Consider the following 20,933-nt stretch of genomic DNA (forward strand, 5'->3'; position numbering starts at 1 on the left):
TCAGTGGGCGACCGCGGCGGCGCCGTGCTCGTCGACGAGAGCGCCGCTGACGAAGCGCTCGAGGCTGAACGGGGCGTTCAGCGGATGGGGCTCGCCGTGCGCCACGGTGTGCGCGTAACACCAGCCCACGCCGGGGGTCGCCTTGAACCCGCCGGTGCCCCACCCGCAGTTCAGGTAGAGGTTCTCCACCGGCGCGAGACCGACGATCGGGGAGGCGTCCGGGGTGACGTCGACGATGCCGCCCCAGGTACGCAGCACGTGCGCCCGCGCGAACACCGGGAACAACTCCAGCGCCGCCGACATCTGCCGCTCGATGATGTGGAACGCGCCGCGCTGGCCGTACCCGTTCCACGTGTCGATGCCGGCGCCCATCACCAGCTCGCCCTTGTGCGCCTGGCTGACGTAGACGTGCACGGCGTTCGACATGACCACCGTCGGGTGCACCGGCTCCAGCAGCTCGGAGACGAGCGCCTGCAACGGGTGGCTCTGCAACGGCAGGTCGATCCCGGCGGTGGCGGCCACCACCGAGGTGTGCCCGGCCGCGCTCAGCGCCACCTTCCCGGCCCCGATGGTGCCCAGGTTGGTGTGCACGCCGGTGACCCGCCCGTTGCTGATCTGGAGTCCCTGCACCTCGCAGTGCTGGATCAGATCGACCCCGAGCGCGTCCGCCGCGCGGGCGTAACCCCACGCCACGTAGTCGTGCTTGGCGATGCCCGCGCGCGGCTGGTAGGTCGCGCCGTGCACCGGATAGCGCACGTCGGGCGAGATGTTGACGATCGGGCAGACTTCCTTGACCTGCGCCGGGGTGAGCCATTCGGCGTCCACCCCGTTGAGCCGGTTGGCGTGCACCCGCCGCACGCTGTCGCGGACGTCCTGGAGGCTGTGCGCCAGGTTGAGCACACCCCGCTGGCTGAACAGGATCGGGTAGTCGAGCTCCTGCTCCAGGCTCTCCCACAGCTTCAGGGAGTGCTCGTAGATGCCGGCGCTCTCGTCCCACAGGTAGTTGGACCTGATGATCGTGGTGTTCCGGGCCATGTTGCCGCCGGCCAGCCAGCCGCGCTCGAGCACCGCCACGTTGGTGATGCCGTGATTCTTGGCCAGGTAGTAGGCGGTGGCCAGGCCGTGCCCGCCGCCTCCTACGACGATGACGTCGTAGGAGGCTTTGGGCGCCGGGTTGCGCCACAACCGGTCGGGGTGCTCCGGCAGGTCGCCGCCCGGGGCAGGGCGGGTCCCTACTGGGCCAGCCACGCCTTCACCTTGTCCGGGTTGGCCTCGACCCACTTCTTGGCGGCGTCATCGGCGGACAGCTTGTCCTCGGAGATGTACTTGGCGACCAGGTTCTGGTCGTCGTTGGACCAGGTGAACGCCTTGACCAGCTTGTACGCGGGCCCGTTGGCGTCGGCGAACTTCTTGCTGACGATCTTGTCGAGGATGTACTCCGGGTAGTCGCAGGCGACCTTCGCGGCGTCCGCGTCACAGCCGGTCTCGTACTTCGGCAGGTTGATCTTGACCAGCTTCAGCTCGGACAGGAACCACTGCGGCTCGTAGAAGTAGCCGATCAGCGGGGTCTTCTTCGCCTCCGACTGGCGGAACGCGGTGATCAGGGCCGCCTCGCTGCCGGCGTACACCACCTTGTAGTTCAGCTTCAGGTTCTTGACCAGGGCCTCGTCGTTGGTGACGAACGACGGGTCGCCGTCCAGGAGCTGGCCCTTGTCACCGGACTCCGAGGTCTTGAACTGCGCGGCGTACTTGTTCAGGTTGTTCCAGTCGGTGATGTCCGGGTACTGGGCGGCCATCCACGGCGCCACGTACCAGCCGATCACGCCCTTGTTGCCGGTCTCGCCCGCCGCGACGGCGGTCTTCTGCTCGTCGATGTACTTCTTCTTGAGGTCGTCGTGGCCCCAGTTCTCCACGATCGCGTCCACCTCGCCGGTGCCGAAGCCCTGCCAGGCGATCTCCTCCTTGAGGTCCTTCTTGGTGACCGTGCAGCCCAGGTTCTTCTCGGCGACGTACGCGATGACGGCGGCGTTCGCCTCGTACCCGACCCACGGGTTGACCGCCAGGTTGAAGGTGCCGCACGCCGCCGCTCCGGAGGAGGCTCCGGCGGCCGGGGTATCACCGATCTTCTCGCCACTACATGCGGTGAGCGCCAGCGCCGTGAGCGTCGCGGTCGCCGTGAGGCGCAATAGCTTCATGTTCAGTTACTACCTTTCGAGGGGGAAGAGGCTCGGGCGATCCGGTCGAGCATGATCCCGAGCACCACGATGGCGGCGCCGGCCGCGAGGCCCTTGCCGTAGAGCTGTCCCTGGGAGAAACCGGCGACCACGTCGTACCCGAGCGCACCGGCTCCGACCAGGCCGCCGACCACGACCATGGACAGGACATAGATGAGGCCCTGGTTCGCCGCGAGGGTGAGCGACGGCCGGGCCATGGGAAGTTGCACCTTGGTGATCATCTGCCAGGTGCTGGACCCGGCGGCGGTCGCGGCTTCGGCGGTGGCGGCCGGGATGGCCCGCACCCCGTCCGCGACGATCTTGATGGCGACCGGGGCGGCGAACACCACCGCGGCCACGATCGCGGTGAACCGGGTGGCCGAGAAGAGCGCCAGGAACGGCACCAGGTAGACGAACGCCGGCATGGTCTGCCCGGCGTCGAGGACCGGCCGGATGATCCGGTCGGCGAGCCGGTTGCGGCCCATCCACACCCCGAACAGCACCCCGAGCGCCATCACCATGACCGTCGCGACGATCGTCATGGCCAGCGTGGTCATGCTGTCCTGCCACAGCCCGGTGCCGATCAGCAGCGCCACGCACGCGGCCGTGACGACCGCCGACCGGACCCCGCCGATCAGCACCGCCAGCAGCACCGCGACCGCGCCGACCAGCCACCACGGCGACTCGACGAGCAGCGACTCGAGCGGGTTCAGCAGGGCGTAGGTGACCGCGTCCTTGAGCGCCCCGGTGGCCGTCGACAGGTCCTCCTGCGCCCACTGCGCCACCGAGTCGGCGCCCTTCGACAGGTCGCTGCCGATGCTGACGTCGTCGGGGAACTCGGCGGCCCAGAAGTAGGTGTGCGACAGGTACGCGCAGACCGCCGCGGCGATGCCGAACACGGCCAGCAGCGGCTTGCGGAACCGGCTCGCCGGGCCGGTCTGCCGGGCCCGGTTGCCGGCCGCCGTGGTGACCCGGTCCAGCACCACGGCCATCACGACGATCGCCAGGCCGGCGTTGAACGCGGTGCCCACGTCGAGCGTCTGCAACGCCTTGATCACCGTCTTGCCGAGACCCGGCGCGTCGATCAGGGCGGCGATGGTGACCATCGACAGCGCCGCCATGATGGTCTGGTTGACGCCCAGCACGATGGTCCGTTTGGACAGCGGCAGCAGGACCCCGGTGAGTTTCTGCCGTCCGGTGGCGCCGAGCGACTCGGTCGCCTCGACCGCCGAGCGCGGCACCGAGCGGATGCCGTGCGCGGTGAGCCGGATCGCCGGCGGCATCGCGTAGATCAGCGTGGCGATCGTCGCCGAGGCCGGGCCGATCAGGAAGAACAGGGTGAGCGGGGCCAGGTAGACGAAGGTCGGCATGGTCTGCATGAAGTCGAGCACCGGCGTGACCAGCCGGTGGAAGCGGTCCGACAGCCCGGCCCAGATGCCCAGCGGGATGCCGATCAGCAGCGAGATCACCACCGCGCCCAGGGTGAGGGCGAGGGTGTCCATGCTCTCCTCCCACAGGCCCTGCAACCCGAAGAAGACGAAACCGGCGGCGGCGAGCAGGGCCGGCTTCCAACCGGCGAAGATCCAGGAGACGTACGCGACGACGGCCACCACACCGAGCCAGCCGAGCACCGGCACCGGCCGCCCGTACGACGGCTGGGCGATCAGGTCCTGGAGGAACGTGACCAGGCTGTCGACCGCGGCCCGGATCTCGTTGAAGAAGTAGAGGAACAGCGGGCTGCTGTTCCGGTTCGCGCCGACCGTGTCGTTGACGTCGTTGAGCCAGTGGTGCAGCGGGGTCAGGTCGGCGGGGGAGAGGCCGAGCGTGTGCAGGCCCCGGGCCGGCAGCCAGATCAGCACCCAGGCCAGCAGGACCCCGGCCACCAGGACCGGTTTACCGGGTCGCCGCCAGGTCCGCTGGAGGGGAGCCGTCGTGGTGGCCATCAGGCGGCGGCTTCCACGTCGGTCACGACGGTGAGGATCTCCTCGGCGGTGACCACCCCGAGCAGGGTGCCGTCCTTGACCACCTTGACCGGCCGGTCGGCGGCCAGCACGGTCCGGACCGCCTCCCGCACGATCAGGTCCGGTCCCAGCTCCGGGCCGTCCAGCACGTCGTCCGGGCGGGGCTGGCGCATCACCCAGCGCAGCGTCAGCACCGAGGCGCGCGGCACGTCCCGGACGAAGTCGCGCACGTAGTCGTCGGCCGGCGCGCCGACCAGCTCGTCACCGGTGCCGCACTGCACCTGCCGGCCGTCCCGCATGATCAGGATCCGGTCGCCGAGGCGCAGCGCCTCGGACAGGTCGTGGGTGATGAAGACCATCGTCTTGCCGACCTCGCGGTGCAGGCGGATGACCTCGTTCTGCATGTCGCGGCGGATCAGCGGGTCGAGCGCCGAGAACGGCTCGTCGAAGTAGAGGACGTCCGGGTCGACGGCCAGGGCGCGGGCCAGGCCGACGCGCTGCTGCATGCCGCCGGACAGCTGGTCGGGGAAGCTGTGCTCGTAGCCCTCCAGGCCGACCAGTTCGATCACCTCGCGGGCCCGGCGCAGCCGCTGTGTCTTCGTCGCGCCGCGGATCTCCAGGCCGTAGGCCACGTTGTCGATGACCTGCCGGTACGGCAGCAGCCCGAAATTCTGGAACACCATCGAGAACTTGTGCCGGCGCAGGTCCCGCAGCCGCCGCTTGCCGGCGCCGAGGATGTCCTCGCCCTCGAAGACCACCTGCCCGGCGGTCGGCTCGACCAGCCGGGTGAGGCAGCGGACCAGGGTGGACTTGCCCGACCCGGACAGGCCCATCACCACGAAGACCTCGCCCGGCGCGACGTCGAACGTCACCTCCCGGACCGCGGCCGTGCAGCCGGTCCGCTCGATCAGCTCGCGCCGGGACAGCGCCTTCAGCTCCTCGGAGCGCGGCACCTGCTCCGCCTTGTGCCCGAACACCTTCCACAGGTCCCGGACCGAGATGACGCTCTCGGTGGTCATCGAAACTCCAAATGTCTAGACGCGGAACCAGTGCTGCGGGCGGGGGTCGATGTTCTGCCAGACGTGCTTGGTCTCGCGGTACTCGTCGAGCCCGGACGGGCCCAGCTCACGGCCGATGCCGGACTGCTTGAAGCCGCCCCACTCGGCCTGCGGCACGTACGGGTGGTAGTCGTTGATCCAGACGGTGCCGTGCCGCAGCCGCTGCGCGACCCGTTGCGCCTTCCCGGCGTCGTTCGTCCACACCGCCCCGGCCAGGCCGTAATCGGTGTCGTTGGCGATCCGGACCGCCTCGTCCTCGCCGGTGAACGTCTCCACGGTCAGCACCGGCCCGAACGACTCGTCGCGGACCACCGTCATCCCGGACCGGCACCCGTCCAGCACCGTCGGCAGGTAGTAGAAGCCGCCGGACAGCGCCGGGTCGTCCGGCCGCCGTCCGCCGCAGCGCAGCACCGCGCCCTCGGCGAGACCGGCGGCCACGTACTCCTCGACCTTGGCCAGGTGCTGCGCCGAGATCAGCGGGCCCGTCTCGGCGTCTGCGTCGAACGGGCCGCCCAGCCGGATCCGCTGCGCCCGCTCGACCACCGCGTCGACGAACCGGTCGTGGATCGACTCCTCGACGACCAGTCGGGCGCCGGCCGAGCAGACCTGCCCGGAGTGCAGGAACACCGCGGTCAGCGCGAAGTCGACGGAGGTGTCGAAGTCGGCGTCGGCGAAGATCACGTTCGGGTTCTTGCCGCCCAGTTCCAGGGCCACCCGTTTGACCGTGGCGGCGGCCGCGGCCATCAGGATCCGCCCGGTCCGCAGGCTGCCGGTGAACGACACCAGGTCCACGTCCGGGTGCTCGGCCAGCGGCGCGCCCGCCTCCGGCCCGGTGCCGAGCACCAGGTTCGCCACCCCGTCCGGCAGCCCGGCCTCGGCCAGCAGCCGGAGCAGCAGGATCGCCGTCGACGGGGTCAGCTCGCTCGGCTTGAGGACGAACGTGTTGCCCGCGGCCAGCGCCGGGGCGACCTTCCACGACGTCTGGAGCAGCGGATAGTTCCACGGGGTGATCAGCCCGCAGACGCCGATCGGCTCGTGGGTGATCCGGCTGATCGCATCGGCGCGGCCGGTCTCGATGACCCGGCCGGCGTCGGTGGCGGCGATCCCCGCGTAGTAGCGGAACGCCTTCGCCACGTCCTGCATGTCGTACTCGGCCTCGACCAGGCGCTTGCCGGTGTCCAGGGCCTCGGCGCGGGCCAGCTCGGCGGCGTCCCGGTCGATCAGGTCGGCCACCCGGAACAGCAGCGCGCCCCGCTCGATCGCCGGGGTGAGTGGCCACGGGCCCTCGTCGAACGCCTTCCGGGCGGTGGCGATCGCCGCGATCGTCTCCTCGCGGGATCCGTCGGTCACCGTGGTGACCAGGCTGCCGTCGGCCGGGCAGCGGATCTCCCGTTTCCCGGTCATCGGCCGGTGCCCTGCCGGAAGAACGGCACCTCGACCGGGGCGAGCGGGGTGTTGCCGAGGATCAGGTCGGCGGCCTTCTCGGCGACCATCATCACCGGGGCGTAGATGTTGCCGTTCGTCACATACGGCATCACCGACGCGTCGACCACCCGGAGCCCGTCGACGCCGTGCACCCGCATGCTGCCCGGGTCGACCACCGACATGTCGTCCACACCCATCCGGGCCGTGCACGACGGATGCAGCGCGGTCTCGCCCTCACGGCGCACCCAGTCGAGGATCTCCTCGTCGGTCTGCACCGCCTCGCCGGGTGACGTCTCGCCGCCGTTGAACTCGTCGAGCGCGGCCTGGTTGAGGATGTTGCGGGCGACCCGGACCGCCTCCACCCACTCCCGCCGGTCCTGATCGGTGGAGAGATAGTTGAAGCGCAGCGCCGGGTGCTCGCGCGGATCCCGGCTCCGGATCTTCACGCTGCCCCGGGCGTCGGAGTACATCGGTCCGACGTGCACCTGGTAGCCGTGCCCGCCGGCCGGCGACGAGCCGTCGTAGCGGACCGCGATCGGCAGGAAGTGGAACATCAGGTTCGGGTACGCGACCTCGTCGTTGCTGCGGACGAAGCCGCCCGCCTCGAAGTGGTTGGTGGCCGCCGGCCCGCTGCGCAGGAACAGCCACTGCGCGCCGATCCACGGCCGGTGCCGCCACTTCAGGTACGGCTGCATCGACACCGGCTGGGTCGACGCGTACTGGATGTACACCTCCAGGTGGTCCTGCAGGTTCTCGCCGACGCCGGGCAGGTGGTGCACCGGGTCGATGCCGAGCGCGGACAGTTCCGCGCTGTCGCCGATGCCGGAGAGCTGGAGGATCTGCGGGGTGTTGATCGCGCCGCCGCAGAGGATGACCTCGTTCGCGTAGACCCGGTGCGGCGCACCGCCCCGCCTGGTGGTGAACTCGACGCCGGTCGCCCGGTTCCCGTCGAACAGCACTCTCGAGACGTGTGCTCTGGTCCGTACCGTCAGATTGGGCCTTTTCATCGCCGGGTGCAGATAGGCGCCCGCCGCGGAGAGACGCCGGCCCCGCCGGATGTTGCGATCGAAGAGGGCGAAGCCCTCCTGACGCTCCCCGTTGACGTCGGTGGTGGGCGGATAACCGGCCTGCTCGCTCGCCTTCAGCATGGCCTGGAACAGCGGATTCGTGCCCGGCCCGCGTTCCAGCACCAGTGGCCCGTCGTGCCCCCGGTACGGATCGTCCGGGTCGGCGGCCAGGCAGTTCTCCATCCGGTTGAAGTACGGCAGGCAGTGCGCGTAGTCCCAGTCGGCCATGCCCGGGTCGGCGGCCCAGCGCTCGTAGTCGAGCGGGTTGCCGCGCTGGAAGATCATCCCGTTGATGCTGCTGGAGCCGCCGAGCACCTTGCCGCGGGCGTGGTAGATCCGCCTGTCGTTCATGTGCGGCTCGGGCTCGGACTCGTACTTCCAGTCGTAGAACCGGCTGCCGATCGGGAAGGTCAGCGCCGCCGGCATGTGGATGAACACGTCCCACGGATAGTCGGGACGGCCCGCCTCCAGCACCAGCACCTTGTTGAGCGGGTCGGCGGAGAGCCGGGCGGCGAGCGCGGAACCGGCCGAACCGCCGCCGACGATCACGAAGTCGTACTTGGTCATGGCTTGGCTCCGGGTGGCAGGTTCGGTGCTTCCTTCGAGAGTTCGACGTGGACGACCCCGTCGGTCACCTCGACCCGGTGGGTGCGGACCGGGAGTTTCGCCGGGGGCGCGTCGACCCGGCCGGTCCGCAGGTCGAACCTGGAGGCGTGCAGCGGGCACTCCACCTCGCAGCCCTCCAGCCAGCCGTCGGCCAGCGAGGCGTCCTGGTGGGTGCAGGTGTCGTCGATCGCGAACACCTCACCGTCCTCGGTGTGGAAGATCGCCACCGCCGGTTCGGTCGCCCACCGGTACGCCTCGCCCGGTGGTATGTCGCTGAGCGGGCAGACGGGTTGCAGCATCAGGCCTCCTGTGGGACGGAGCGCAGCTGACGGCGCCACCGGGTGAACAATTTCGGCTGATCGAGGCCCAGCACGGCGGACGGCTGCCCGTCGCGTTCGTACACGGCGAGGAAACTGCGCTGCTCGGGGTCGCCCTCGACGATCCGGACGGTGTCACCGGGCGCGCGGTGGCCGGCGAACTGGATCATCACGCCGTACTGGTCGGACCAGAAGTAGGGGGCCTTGGCGGCCGGCGGTTCGGTGCCGAGCAGGGTCGCCACCACGGCCGCCGGGTTCTCCAGGGCGAACGTCCAGTGCTGGGAGCCGGTGACATCACCGGTCGCCACCACACCCGGCACGCTGGTCGCGGCGGCCAGCCCGCCGGCGCTGTCCAGCCACTCCACGTTGGGGATCGCGCCGATCCCGGCCACCACCAGATCGGCCGGCAGCCGGGTGCCGTCGGCCAGCTCGACCGCCTCGATCCGATCGGTTCCGGTCAGCCCGCTCACCGGCAGGCCGGTCCGCAGCCGGACGCCGTGGTCGCCGTGCAGGCGGGCGACGATCTCGCCCATCTCGGCGCCGAGCTGTCCGGCCAGGGGAGTGGGCAGCGACTCGACGACTGTCACGTCCCAGCCGAGTTTCCGGGCGCTGGACGCGACCTCGGCCCCGATGAACCCCGCCCCGATCACGACCAGGCGGCCGGTCTGCCGCAGCGCGTCGCGCAGGACGATCGCGTCGTCCAGAGTGCGGAGAGTGTGGACTCCGAGGTGCTCGATCGGCCGGGCCCGGGCGCCTGTCGCGATCACCACGCCGTCGGCCTGGAGCACCTCGCCGGTGTCCAGGTGAACGGCCCTGGTGTGCGGATCGAAACCGGTCGCGGTGACGCCCAGCCGCCAGTCCGCGCCGAGGTCCTCGTCGGCGGGGGAGAGCGCCAGGTCGGCGGCCGTGACCGCGCCGGTCAGGAAGTCCTTGGAGAGCGGCGGGCGATCATACGGCTGATGGAGTTCGCCGCCGACGACGACGATCTCGCCCGCGAAGGACTGTCGGCGCAGGGCACGGACGGCGGCAAGGCCGGCCAGGGACGCCCCGACAATCGCGACTTTCTCCACGCAAACGACCGCCTGTCGTTGTGCAAAACGAAACAGCTGCTGAGATCCGCAACAGATTGCCCGGGACCTTGATCGATAGTCAAGAGTGCGACACCGAGCCGTCACGTCTTGCAACTTTCCGGAAACTGAGGCCTTATTGTTGCGCTATGAGCAACGAACGCGAGTCTGGTCCGGCGCTCGTCCAGTCCGTCGATCGGGCATTGAGCATCCTCGAAATCTTGGCACGCCGCCGTGCGGCGGGTGTCACCGAGATCGGCAAAGAGCTCGGCGTCCATAAATCCACCGCGTTTCGCCTGCTCGCAGCCCTGGAAGCGCGGGGCTTCGTGGAGCAGGCCCAGGACCGCGGCACGTACCGCCTCGGCCTCGGGGTGGTCCGGCTGGCCGGCGCGGTCACCGCGCAGCTCGACCTGAGCCGGCAGGGCCACGACGCCAGCGACCGGCTCGCCGCCGACCTCGGCGAGACGGTCAACATCGCGATCCTCGACAGCAACCGGGCCGTCAACATCACCCAGAGCCGCGGCGCCGCCTCGGTCACCAGCCACAACTGGGTCGGCCGGCAGACCCCGCTGCACGCCACCTCCAGCGGCAAGGTCCTGCTGGCCCACGCGCCCTCCGGGGTGCGGGCCGCGGTGTTCGCCGAGCCGCCCGAGCGGTTCACCGTCGCCACTCTCACCGGCGAGGCCGCGCTCGCCGCCGAACTCGACGAGGTGCGCGCGGCCGGCTGGGCCTCCACCGCCGAGGAGTACGAGGTGGGCCTCAACGCCGTCGCCGCGCCGATCCGGGGCGCCGACGGCACGGTGATCGCCGCCATCAGCGTGTCCGGCCCGGCGTACCGGCTGACCCGGTCCGCCTTCCCGTCGATCGCGCAGCGGGTGATCGCCGCAGCCGACGAGGTGAGCGGCCGGATGGGCTGGGTTCCGTAAACGACCGCAGGTTTAACAGTCGATGCCTTGACGCCGGTCCCGCCGTTCGTTGAAGCTGTTGCGTATTCCAAGCGGTGTTGCGCTCTGTGAAACGCAGGCTCTGTGAACACAAGGACTGCCATGAACCCTCGTGTTGTCATCATCGGCGCCGGTGTCGTCGGCAGTGCCCTCGCCGACGAGCTCACCGAACGCGGCTGGACCGACGTCACCGTGGTCGACCAGGGCCCGCTGTTCACCCCCGGCGGCTCCAGCTCGCACGCGCCCGGCCTGGTCTTCCAGACGAACCCGTCGAAGACCATGACCGAGCTGGCCGCGTACACCGTGGCGAAGCTCAGCGCCCTCACCCTCGACGGGCAGTGGTGTTTCCGGCAGGTCGGCGGCCTGGAGGTGGCCACCACCGAGGCCCGCTGGCACGACCTCAAACGCAAGCACGGCCTGGCCACGTCCTGGGGCGTCGAGGGCGCGCTGCTCAGCCCGGCGGAATGCGCCGCCCTGCACCCCCTCCTCGATCCGGCGAAGATCCTCGGCGGCTTCCACGTGCCGACCGACGGGCTGGCCAAAGCCGTCCGCGCGGTCGAGGCCCAGGCCCGGCGGGCGATGGAACGCGGCGCCCGCTTCCTCGGCGAGCACACCGTCACCGGCGTCGGGCGGCAGGACGGGCGGGTGACAGGCGTCGAGACCGACCGCGGGTTCATCCCGGCCGAGGTCGTCGTCTGCGCGGCCGGGTTCTGGGGACCGAAGATCGGCGAGATGGTCGGCCTCACCATCCCGCTGCTGCCGCTCGCCCATCAGTACGCCAAGACCGGCCCGGTCCCCGCCATGGCCGGCCTCAACGACCTGGTCCTGGAGGCGAGCAGGCCCATCCTCCGCCACCAGGACCAGGATCTCTACTACCGGGAACACGGCGACCGGATCGGCATCGGCTACTACGGGCACCGGCCCATGCCGGCCTTTACTTTCGGCGAAGCCCCCATGCCCAGTGTCCTCGACTTCACCCCCGAGGACTTCGAGCCGGCCTGGCGGGAGAGCGCCGACCTCCTGCCCGATCTGGCCGGCACCGCGGTCGAGGAGGGGATCAACGGCATCTTCTCGTTCACCGCCGACGGGTTCCCACTCATCGGCGAACACCGCGAGCTCGCCGGATTCTGGGTCGCCGAGGCCGTCTGGGTCACCCACTCGGCCGGTGTCGCCCGCTCGCTCGCCGAATGGCTCGTCGACGGCCAGCCCGGCATCGACCTGCACGAGGCCGACCTGCACCGGTTCGAGCAGGTGCAGCTCGCGCCGGACTACGTCGAGGAGCGGGCGAAACAGAACTTCATCGAGGTGTACGACATAGTGCACCCGTTGCAGCCGATGGAACGTCCGCGCCCGCTGCGGACCAGCCCGTTCCACCCACGGCAGCAGGCCCTCGGCGCCGTCTTCCTGGAAGGCGCCGGCTGGGAACGGCCCTACTGGTACACCGCCAACGCCCCGGCCGAGGTGCCGGAGCGGGACGACTGGTCGGCCCGCTACTGGTCGCCGATCGCCGCCACCGAAGCGCGGATCACCCGGGAACGCGTGGCGATGTTCGACATGACTCCCCTCAAGCGGCTCGAGGTCTCCGGGCCCGGGGCGCTCGAGTTCCTCCAGTACCTGACGACCAACAATCTCGACAAATCGGTCGGCTCGGTCACGTACACGCTGATGCTCGGTTTTGACGGCGGGATCCGCAGCGACCTGACCGTGGCGCGTCTCGGACCGCAGGTCTTCCAGGTCGGCGCGAACGGGCCGCTCGACGAGGACTGGATGCGGCAGCACGCGCCGGACAGCGTCCAGATCCGCGACATCACCGGCGGGACCTGCTGCATCGGGCTGTGGGGACCGCTCGCCCGGCACGTGCTGCAGCCGCTGACCCGCACCGACTTCTCCAACGACGCCCTCAAGTACTTCCGGGCGCAGCAGGCCTTCATCGGCGAGGTCCCGGTCACCGCGATGCGGCTGTCCTACGTCGGCGAGCTCGGCTGGGAGATCTACACCAGCGCTGAGCTGGGGCTGCGGCTCTGGGACACGCTGTGGGCGGCCGGGCAGGCGCACGGGATCGCCGCGGCCGGGCGCAGCGCCTTCAACAGCCTGCGCCTCGAGAAGGGCTACCGGTCGTGGGGCACCGACATGACCACCGAGCACGATCCGGTGTCGGCCGGGCTCGACTTCGCCGTCCGGATGGACAAGGGCGACTTCATCGGGCGGGCCGCTCTCGCCTCCCGTCCGGCTGATCGGCGCCTGACCTGTTTCACGCTGGACGATCCGGCCGCCGTCGTGCTCGGCAAGGAACCGGTCTTCGCCGGTGGCGCCCCGGTCGGGTACGTCACCAGCGCGTCCTACGGATACACCATCGGCCGCACCGTCGCGTACGCATGGCTCCCCGTCGGTTTGTCAGTGCCGGGCACCGCCGTCGACGTCGAGTACTTCGGCGAGCGGCTCCCGGCGACCGTGGCGGCCGAGCCGCTGTTCGACCCGAAGATGGAACGCATTCGCAAATAGAGGTGTCAGCCGTGACCGCCAGTCTCATCCCCACTCTTCCCGGCCACTACTACACCGACCCGACGATCTTCTCGCTCGAACAGTCGCGGATCTTCGAGACCATGTGGTTCTGCGCGGTCCGCGCCGCCGACCTGCCCGGCCCGGGCAGCTTCAAGTCGGTGGAGATCGGGCGGGAGAGCGTCCTCATCGTCCGCGGGCGGGACGGCTCGCTGCGCGCGTTCCTCAACATCTGCCGGCACCGGGGCGCGAAACTGTGCACCGAGGAGAGCGGCGAGGTGAAGCGGGCGTTCCAGTGCCCGTACCACGCGTGGACGTACGGCCTCGACGGCAAACTCATCGCCGCCCCCAACCTGACCAAGATGCCGGACATCGACCGGGTCGAGTACGGCCTGGTCAACGTGCACCTGCGGGAATGGATCGGGTACGTGTGGGTGTGCCTCGCCGACGAGCCGCCCGCCTTCGAGGACGACGTGATGGGCGCCGTCACCGAACGGCTCGGGGCGCTGTCGGCGATCGACTCCTACGAGATCGACACCCTCCAGGTCGGGCGGCGCATCACCTACGACGTGAAGGCCAACTGGAAACTGATCGTCGAGAACTTCATGGAGTGCTACCACTGCGCGACCATCCACCCGGAGCTGGTGGAGGTGCTGCCGGAGTTCGCCGACGGGTACGCCGCCCAGTACTACGTGGGGCACGGCGCCGAGTTCGGCAGCGGCATCCAGGGATTCACCGTCGACGGGTCGGAGGGTTTCGAGAAGCTCCCCGGCGTCACCGACGACCAGGACCGGCGCTACTACGCGATCACCATCAAGCCGCAGGTCTTCGTCAACCTGGTCCCCGACCACATCATCCTGCACCGGATGTACCCGGTGGCCGCCGACCGCACCATCGTCGAATGCGACTGGCTCTACTCCAACGAGGTGGTCGCGTCCGGCCGGGACGTGTCCCGCTCGGTGGAACTGTTCCACCGGGTCAACGTCCAGGACTTCGACGCGTGCGAACGCTGCCAGCCGGCGATGAGCTCCCGCGCCTACGCCCGAGGCGGAGTCCTGGTCCCGTCGGAGCATCACATCGGCGCCTTCCACGACTGGGTGACCACCCGCCTGGGCGTCTGACGACCCGGCTGGCTCTCGCCGCTGTCTCCGGCCCCCCGAGACAGCGGCGAGAGCCGGCCCGGGGTCAGGACATGACCATCAGGGCGAGCATCATGCCGTCGTCCTCGTGGATGACGTTGTGGCAGTGCAGCATGTACATGTACTCGTTGTCGGCGTAGTCGGTGAACTGCATCTTGATCACCACACTGGTGCCCGGGGCGACCTCGATGGTGTCCCGCCAGGCCGTGTTGGCGCCGGTCGGGGCGGCGCCGGCCACCGAGACGATCTGGAACGGCACGTCGTGCAGGTGGAAGTTGTGGTAGATGTTCGTGCTGCTGTTGGTGATCGTCCACTGTTCGATGGCGCCGAGCGTGGTCATCACCGCGTTGGCGTCCATGATGTCCATCGTGGTTCCGGCGATCCCGTTGATCAGCATGCTCGCGCCGCTGTTGCTCAGGGTGAACGTCCGGGTGGTGGCGTCGGTCGCGTCGATGTCGGTGATCGTGTTGAGGGTGTCCGGCAGGTCGTCGGCGGCCGACGTGGCGGTGCTGGTGACCGACAGCATGGACGCCGTGTAGCGGGTCCCGTTCGTGGTGTTGCGGACGGTGGCCTGCAGTTTCACCGCGTCGTCGGCGGCGGTCAGGTCGAGGACGATCTCGGCGCGCTCGCCGGGGCTGATCCGCAGGCTGGTGATCGAGATCGGTTCGGCGAGCAGCCCGGCGTCGCTGGCGACCTGGGTGAAGCTCGCGCTGTCGGACCGGGCGATCGTGATGCTGTCGGTGAGTGAGGCGTTCAGCAGGCGCAGCCGCACCCGGCCGTAGGCGACCTCCAGCGTCGGCGTCTCGTCGGTCGCGCTCATCCCGTTGACCAGGAACTTCAGTGTGGAGGTGGAGGCGGTGAAGTTGTTGTTGGCGGTGGCGAACGCTCCGGCCGTGGTGACCGCGGTGGACTGCATGATGATCGGGATGTCGTCGGCGCCGTAGTCGTGGGGTAGGGCCGCGTTGGCGTCCGAGCCGTCGTCGATGATCATCATCCCGGCCAGGCCGAGCGCCACCTGGTCGGCGGTGGTGCCCAGTCCGTGCGGGTGGTACCAGAGCGTGCACGCCTCACCCTGGTTGACGGTGGTGGCCGGGGACCAGGTGGCGCCGTCCTCGATGGTGTTCTGCGGCCCGCCGTCGTTGGATGGGGCGATGTGCAGCCCGTGCCAGTGGACGGTGGTCTCCTCGCCGAGGTTGTTGGTGACGTCGAACCGTACCGATTGACCGTCGGTGAGCTGGATGGTCGGGCCGAGGAAGGTTCCGTTGTAGCCGGCCGTGCTGATCGTCTTGCCGCTGACCAGGGTGGTGTTGGTGCCGGTCTGCGCGTCGAGGGCGTAGACCGAGACGCCGTCCTCGTCGGTGGCGGCCAGCAGGTCGGGGATGGGGAGCGTGCCGCCGGCCGCGGTGGCAAGGGTGACGGCCTCGGTGGTCTCCTCGGCGAAGGAGGTGCCGATACCGATCCGGGCGAGGGCCGCGACGGCGCCGATGCCGAACGTCCCGGCGAGGACGTGCCGGCGGCTGATCCGGCTCGGGCTGCGGTGGGTGTGTGTCATGGACCGAGAGGTTCAATGTGGATCTTGGTAGGACCCTGAGGGATTCCTGGGCGGAGCGTGTGTATCTGAGTGTTAGCTGAAAGCGACCGGAAGCCGCACCGAGGTCGGTGTGCGCGGCAGGCCGGGGTCGCCGTTGCTGATGTCGCCGTCGGCGAAGGCGTCCTTGCTGACCCAGTAGGTGTCGCCCCAGGGGTTGTAGATCTGGAGCTCGTCGCCCTGATGTCCGATGATCATCAGCTGGTGGGCGGAGCCGTCCGAGCGGGTGGTGACCGGCACCGGATGGCCGTCGTCGACTGCGGCCTCGATCCGCGGCAGCATGTCCGACCGGCTGCCCGGGCCGGCCAGGTCCTCGTTGTGATAGACCACGCCGGTACGCGCTCCGATCTGCTCGCCGGCGATCGCGGCCGACTGCCCCGACGTCATCCCGTCCGAGCCGGCGATCTTCTGGATCAGGTCCCGCCCGTCGTCGTAGATCCGCAGCTGCTCGGCCCGCCACCGGTCCCGGAAGGCGGCCGGGTTGTCGTGCGCCGGATCGCCCGGCCGCCCGCCGGTGGTCAGCTGCAACGCGTAGACCGGGTCGACGGCGGCCCGCGCGGCGATGGTCGACGCCGCCACACAGGTCGGGAGCTGCTCCTGGGACCAGCCGGGCCCGGCCGGCACGCCCGGCCCGGAGTCCATCTCGAACGGCCCGAGCCGCGCCGCCAGCCACGGCCCGTCGTCGCCGTGCGCGGCGATCATGGCGTTGAACCCGGCGACGTCCGCGACCGGGTATCCGGCGGCCAGCGCTTTCATCAGGTACGCGCGCTGTTCCGGGGAGACCGCCGAGCGCAGCAGCCCGAGCATGACCTGCCGGTCGGCGTCGCTGAGCCGGTTCAGCGCCGCGGCCGCCCGCCCGGCCTGCGACGGGGTCAGCACACCGGGGTCCGCCGACCGCCAGTCGCTGCCGGCCTCGGTCAGCATCACCTCGTCGAGCGTGCTCAGCGGCGAGCCGGCCATCCGCCGCCCGCGCGCCTGAGCGGCCCGGTCCCGCAGGTGGGAGGCCAGCTCACGGCCGGTCTCGGCGACCACGTGATGGCCGGTCACCCGGTCGTCGATCGCCCGCACCGCCCGCTCGTGCAGGGCGGCCATCAGCCCGGCGTCGTAGCCGGACGGGTCCGGCAGATACGTCAGCGCGGTCATCCGCGCGGCCTGCGCCGCGACATCGTCCAGGTCGTCGGCCGCGGCCAGGTCCGCGCCTCCCCAGTGTTCGATCATCATGCGGTACGCGTCCAGGCGCCCCGGAAGATCACCGAGCGTGTCCAGCAGCCCGTGCACGGCGGAGAACAGCGCCTCCACGGCCTCGGCCGCCTCGACCTGGGTGTCCCCGGCCCAGCCGGTGGCGACCCCGCGGTCGCGCAGCCCGCCGACGACCTCACCGGCACGGGCCGCGATCCGGCGTACCTCGGTCAGGTTGCGGGCGATGTCGTCGAGGGTGCCCGGGTCGCCGCCGAAACCGGGCACCCGTGCCCCGGCCCGGCAGCCCGCGGCCAGATCGTCGGCGCCCCACGGCCCGTACGCCTCCCGGATGTTGCCCTGCTCGTGCCGCAACGCCCGCAGTTCGTCGCCGGTCATCGGGGCCCGCCGCCCAGCCGGTGCGCCGCCCGTTCGTCGGCGTGCCGGTAGTCCGCGGCGGTGCGTTCCAGGGCGTCGGCCAGCTCGCGCGCGGCCTGTTCGAGAACGCGCAGCTCCTCCTCGACCGCGGCGGCGAGCGCCCGGTACGGGACCGCCGTGGTGTACCTGTCGAACGCGGCCTCCACACCGAACTGCTGCTCGGGGATCCGTACCCGATCGGCTGCCTTCCGGAGGCCCTCTGCGGCGCCGTCCCGTAAAGCCCGCGCCGCGTCCCGCAATTCGTCCGCATCGACCTGCACGGCACGGATCGTAACGCCTGCCGCCCTAGTTGATATACGTTCGTCAATGGATCGACATCGAGGGGGAGTCACCGACAGAGAGGTCAGGACATGCGACCCAGCACCGTGCCCAGATTGATCGCCGCGTTCACCGCAGTCTCGCTCGTCGCCGCGTGCTCGGGCGACGGCGGCGCCGGCGAAGGCGGCGGGTACCCGGACCAGAACATCACCATCGTCGTCCCGTTCAGTGCGGGCGGGCCGACCGACACCGTCACCCGGATGATCGCCGACCCGATGGCGAAGGCCCTCGGCGGCCGGATCGTCGTGCAGAACGTCGAGGGCGCCGGCGGAACCGTCGCCGCCGGCCAGGTCGCCACCGCCCAGCCGGACGGCTACACCGTGCTCATGCACCACATCGGCATGTCCACCGCGCCCGCCCTCTACAAGGACCTGCCCTACCAGCCGCTCGCGGACTTCGCGACGATCGGCCTGGTCACCGAGGTGCCGATGACGGTGGTCGCGCGGCCGGACTTCGCGCCCGCCACGTTCGCCGACCTGACCGCGTACCTGAAGGCGAACGCCGGCACGGTCACCCTCGCCAACGCCGGGATCGGCGCCGCCTCGCACCTGTGCGGCCTGCTCCTCCAGTCGGCGGCCGGGGTGAAACTCCAGGAGGTGCCCTACCAGGGGACCGGCCCGGCGCTGACCGACCTGGTCGGCGGGCAGGTCGACGTCATGTGCGACCAGACCACCAACACCACCGGGCAGATCACCGCGGGCAAGGTCAAGGCGTACGCGGTCACCACCCCGGAACGGGTGAAGAACCTGCCCGACCTGCCCACCACGACCGAGGCCGGCATGCCGCAACTCCAGGTCAGCGTCTGGCACGGCCTCTACGTCCCGGCCGGGACACCTGACGAGGTGGTACGGAAACTGTCCGGCGCCCTGACCACGGCCCTGGCCGACCCGGCCGTGGTCGAGCAGATGGCCAAGCTCGGCACCGCCCCGGTGCCGGCCGCCGACGCCACCCCCGAGGCACATCGCGCCCACCTCCAGGAGCAGATCGCGACCTGGGGCAAGGTCATCGCCGACGCCGGCGTCAAGGCCTCGTAGATGCGCCGCGCCTTCCCGGATCTGCTCGCCGGCGGGATCTTCGTCCTGATCGGCGGCCTGTTCGCGGCCGGGTCCCTCGGTTACGACCGGGGGACCCTGCTGCGGATGGGGCCCGGCTACTTCCCGCTGCTGATCGGCGGGGTGGTCGCCGTGCTCGGCCTGGCGATCGTGATCAAGGGGCTGATCGCCGCCGACGACATCACGTTCGGGCCGGTGCCGTGGCGTGCCGTGCTGCTCATCCTGGCCGCGGTGGTGTTCTTCGGCGTCTTCGTCAGGCGGCTCGGGTTCGTGCCGACCTCGATGGTGACCGCCCTGCTCACCACGTTCGCGAGCCGGCGGGTCCGGCCGCTCGTGGCGGTGGCCGTGTCGGCCGGGCTGACCCTGGCGGCCACCCTGATCTTCGTGGTCGGGCTCCAGCTCCGTGTCCCGCTCTGGGGCTGGTGATGGAGCTCCTCGACAACCTGGTCCTCGGCTTCTCCACCGCGTTCCTGCTGGAGAACGTCCTCTACTGCTTCGCCGGGGTGCTGCTCGGCACCGCGGTCGGCGTGCTGCCCGGCATCGGGCCGACCGCCACGGTGGCGATGCTGCTGCCGATCACCTTCGGATTCGAGCCGGTCACCGCGCTGATCATGCTGGCCGGCATCTACTACGGCGCCCAGTACGGCGGCTCCACCACGGCCATCCTGATCAACCTGCCCGGCGAGTCGTCGGCCGCGGTCACCGCGCTCGACGGCCACGAGATGGCCCGTCAGGGGCGAGCCGGGCCGGCGCTGGCCGCCGCCGCGATCGGGTCGTTCTTCGCCGGCACGGTCGCCACCGTGGTGCTGGCCGTCGCCGCCCCGCCGCTCGCCGAGGTGGCGCTGAAGTTCGGGCCGGCCGACTACTTCGCGCTCGTGCTGTTCGGCCTGATCGTGTCGATCGCGCTGGCCCGCGGCTCGGCGCTGAAGGCGCTCGCGATGATCGCCCTCGGCATCCTGCTCGGCACCGTCGGCCAGGACATCTACACCGGCACGCCGCGGTTCGTGTTCGGGCAGCGGGAGCTCTACGGCGGCATCGACTTCGTGTCGGTCGCCGTCGGCATGTTCGGCATCGCCGAGATCCTGCGCAACCTGGAGAACGAACGCGACCGCCCGGCCCCGCTCGGCGGCGTCACGAACCTCTGGCCGACCGGCGAGGACCGGCGGCGCATCATCGGGCCGATCCTGCGGGGCACCGGGCTCGGCGCGGCCCTCGGGGTGCTGCCCGGCGGCGGGCACGTGCTGGCGTCGTTCACCTCGTACGCGGTGGAGAAACGGATCTCGAAGCGGCGCGCCGAGTTCGGGCACGGCGCGATCGAGGGGGTGGCCGGTCCCGAGTCGGCGAACAACGCGGCCGCGCAGACGTCGTTCATCCCGCTGCTCACCCTCGGCCTGCCCGCCCATCCGGTGATGGCGCTGATGGTCGGGGCGTTCATCGTGCACGGCATCACGCCCGGCCCGAACGTGATCACCGAGGAGCCGGCGCTGTTCTGGGGCCTGATCGCGTCGATGTGGATCGGGAACGTGCTGCTCGTGCTGCTCAACCTGCCGCTGATCGGGATCTGGGTGCGGATGCTGCGGATCCCGTACCAGGTGCTGTTCCCGATGATCGTGCTGTTCGCCGTCATCGGGACCTATTCGCTGTCGTTCAACGCGTACGACGTCTACGCGATCGCCTTCTTCGGGATCCTCGGCTACGTGCTGATCAAGTGCGGGTGCGAGCCGGCGCCGCTGCTGCTCGGGTTCGTCCTCGGGCCGCTGCTGGAGGAGAACCTGCGCCGGGCGCTGATCATCTCGCGGGGTGACCCGTCGGTTTTCGTCACCCGGCCGATCTCGGCGGTGCTGCTGTTCCTCACCCTGTCGGCGCTGGTCGTGGCGGCTCTCCCGGCGATCCGGCGGCGGCGCGAGGAGGTGTTCACCGAGGACGACTGATCGTCGCGGCGGAACGGGACCGTCCCAACGTAGACGTATTGGCGTGGGAGCCCTACAGTGTGCGGACCGATCAATCGAGGGGGTCCCGTGTCCGAGCCGCCGCCTGAACAACGAAAACCGTCGGAAGCCCCACC

General features: G+C 70.3%; 17 protein-coding genes. 6 read left to right on the forward strand and 11 right to left on the reverse strand.

The window, feature by feature from the left end:
- From AB0E94_RS17760 to AB0E94_RS17795, 8 genes are read right to left on the reverse strand one after another with little or no spacing between them, the layout of a single operon-like run.
- The gene (locus tag AB0E94_RS17760; RefSeq protein ID WP_360327281.1) at window positions 1-1,248 is read right to left on the reverse strand and encodes a sarcosine oxidase subunit beta family protein; all 1,248 of its coding nucleotides are present in this window, start codon (window positions 1,246-1,248) and stop codon (window positions 1-3) included.
- A complete protein-coding gene (locus AB0E94_RS17765; protein WP_360327283.1) occupies window positions 1,233-2,195 on the reverse strand; it encodes an ABC transporter substrate-binding protein in 963 nt (320 codons plus the stop codon). Before AB0E94_RS17765 ends, AB0E94_RS17760 begins: the two co-directional genes overlap by 16 nt.
- A 2-nt stretch (window positions 2,196-2,197) precedes the next feature.
- A complete protein-coding gene (locus AB0E94_RS17770; RefSeq protein WP_360327285.1) occupies window positions 2,198-4,156 on the reverse strand; it encodes an ABC transporter permease subunit in 1,959 nt (652 codons plus the stop codon).
- Window positions 4,156-5,193 carry a glycine betaine/L-proline ABC transporter ATP-binding protein gene (locus AB0E94_RS17775; protein ID WP_360327287.1) on the reverse strand — a complete coding sequence of 346 codons (1,038 nt, stop codon included), beginning with the start codon at window positions 5,191-5,193 and terminating at the stop codon, window positions 4,156-4,158. Before AB0E94_RS17775 ends, AB0E94_RS17770 begins: the two co-directional genes overlap by 1 nt.
- 15 nt (window positions 5,194-5,208) lie before the next feature.
- Window positions 5,209-6,636 carry an aldehyde dehydrogenase family protein gene (locus AB0E94_RS17780; RefSeq protein WP_360327289.1) on the reverse strand — a complete coding sequence of 476 codons (1,428 nt, stop codon included), beginning with the start codon at window positions 6,634-6,636 and terminating at the stop codon, window positions 5,209-5,211.
- Window positions 6,633-8,291 carry a choline dehydrogenase gene (gene betA / locus AB0E94_RS17785; protein WP_360327291.1) on the reverse strand — a complete coding sequence of 553 codons (1,659 nt, stop codon included), beginning with the start codon at window positions 8,289-8,291 and terminating at the stop codon, window positions 6,633-6,635. Before betA ends, AB0E94_RS17780 begins: the two co-directional genes overlap by 4 nt.
- Window positions 8,288-8,629: a bifunctional 3-phenylpropionate/cinnamic acid dioxygenase ferredoxin subunit gene (locus AB0E94_RS17790; protein ID WP_360327292.1), complete on the reverse strand. Its 342-nt coding sequence runs from the start codon at window positions 8,627-8,629 to the stop codon at window positions 8,288-8,290. Before AB0E94_RS17790 ends, betA begins: the two co-directional genes overlap by 4 nt.
- Complete coding sequence (locus tag AB0E94_RS17795; RefSeq protein WP_360327293.1) at window positions 8,629-9,717, reverse strand: FAD-dependent oxidoreductase; 1,089 nt, start codon at window positions 9,715-9,717, stop codon at window positions 8,629-8,631. The genes AB0E94_RS17790 and AB0E94_RS17795 overlap by 1 nt, the downstream gene beginning before the upstream one ends.
- Before the next feature lie 146 nt (window positions 9,718-9,863).
- Here AB0E94_RS17795 and AB0E94_RS17800 point away from each other — a divergent pair, with 146 nt between their 5' ends.
- The 3 genes from AB0E94_RS17800 to AB0E94_RS17810 all read left to right on the forward strand — a co-directional run bounded on the left by AB0E94_RS17800 (window position 9,864) and on the right by AB0E94_RS17810 (window position 14,278).
- The gene (locus AB0E94_RS17800) at window positions 9,864-10,640 is read left to right on the forward strand and encodes an IclR family transcriptional regulator (protein WP_360327294.1); all 777 of its coding nucleotides are present in this window, start codon (window positions 9,864-9,866) and stop codon (window positions 10,638-10,640) included.
- Window positions 10,641-10,760: 120 nt separating this feature from the next.
- Window positions 10,761-13,160 carry an FAD-dependent oxidoreductase gene (locus AB0E94_RS17805; RefSeq protein ID WP_360327296.1) on the forward strand — a complete coding sequence of 800 codons (2,400 nt, stop codon included), beginning with the start codon at window positions 10,761-10,763 and terminating at the stop codon, window positions 13,158-13,160.
- 11 nt (window positions 13,161-13,171) lie between these two features.
- On the forward strand, window positions 13,172-14,278 hold the full coding sequence (locus tag AB0E94_RS17810; RefSeq protein ID WP_360327297.1) for an aromatic ring-hydroxylating dioxygenase subunit alpha: 1,107 nt from the start codon (window positions 13,172-13,174) through the stop codon (window positions 14,276-14,278).
- A 64-nt stretch (window positions 14,279-14,342) separates the two neighbouring features.
- Here the strand turns inward: AB0E94_RS17810 and AB0E94_RS17815 are convergent, their stop codons facing one another.
- From AB0E94_RS17815 to AB0E94_RS17825, 3 genes are all read right to left on the reverse strand, one after another.
- Window positions 14,343-15,848, reverse strand: coding sequence for a multicopper oxidase domain-containing protein (locus AB0E94_RS17815; RefSeq protein WP_360327298.1), 1,506 nt, complete (start codon window positions 15,846-15,848; stop codon window positions 14,343-14,345).
- 72 nt (window positions 15,849-15,920) lie between these two features.
- Window positions 15,921-17,459, reverse strand: coding sequence for a hypothetical protein (locus AB0E94_RS17820; RefSeq protein ID WP_360327300.1), 1,539 nt, complete (start codon window positions 17,457-17,459; stop codon window positions 15,921-15,923).
- Window positions 17,456-17,758: a hypothetical protein gene (locus AB0E94_RS17825; RefSeq protein WP_360327302.1), complete on the reverse strand. Its 303-nt coding sequence runs from the start codon at window positions 17,756-17,758 to the stop codon at window positions 17,456-17,458. The genes AB0E94_RS17820 and AB0E94_RS17825 overlap by 4 nt, the downstream gene beginning before the upstream one ends.
- Window positions 17,759-17,848: 90 nt before the next feature.
- Here AB0E94_RS17825 and AB0E94_RS17830 point away from each other — a divergent pair, with 90 nt between their 5' ends.
- The 3 genes from AB0E94_RS17830 to AB0E94_RS17840 are packed head-to-tail and all read left to right on the forward strand — an operon-like array spanning window position 17,849 to window position 20,799.
- On the forward strand, window positions 17,849-18,850 hold the full coding sequence (locus AB0E94_RS17830) for a tripartite tricarboxylate transporter substrate-binding protein (RefSeq protein ID WP_360327303.1): 1,002 nt from the start codon (window positions 17,849-17,851) through the stop codon (window positions 18,848-18,850).
- Window positions 18,851-19,294 carry a tripartite tricarboxylate transporter TctB family protein gene (locus AB0E94_RS17835; protein ID WP_360327304.1) on the forward strand — a complete coding sequence of 148 codons (444 nt, stop codon included), beginning with the start codon at window positions 18,851-18,853 and terminating at the stop codon, window positions 19,292-19,294. It abuts the gene before it with no gap.
- Window positions 19,294-20,799, forward strand: coding sequence for a tripartite tricarboxylate transporter permease (locus tag AB0E94_RS17840; RefSeq protein ID WP_360327306.1), 1,506 nt, complete (start codon window positions 19,294-19,296; stop codon window positions 20,797-20,799). The genes AB0E94_RS17835 and AB0E94_RS17840 overlap by 1 nt, the downstream gene beginning before the upstream one ends.
- The last annotated feature ends 134 nt before the right edge of the window (window positions 20,800-20,933 follow it).

Origin of the sequence: Actinoplanes sp. NPDC026670, assembly GCF_040638175.1 — a bacterium.
GTDB lineage: Bacteria > Actinomycetota > Actinomycetes > Mycobacteriales > Micromonosporaceae > Actinoplanes.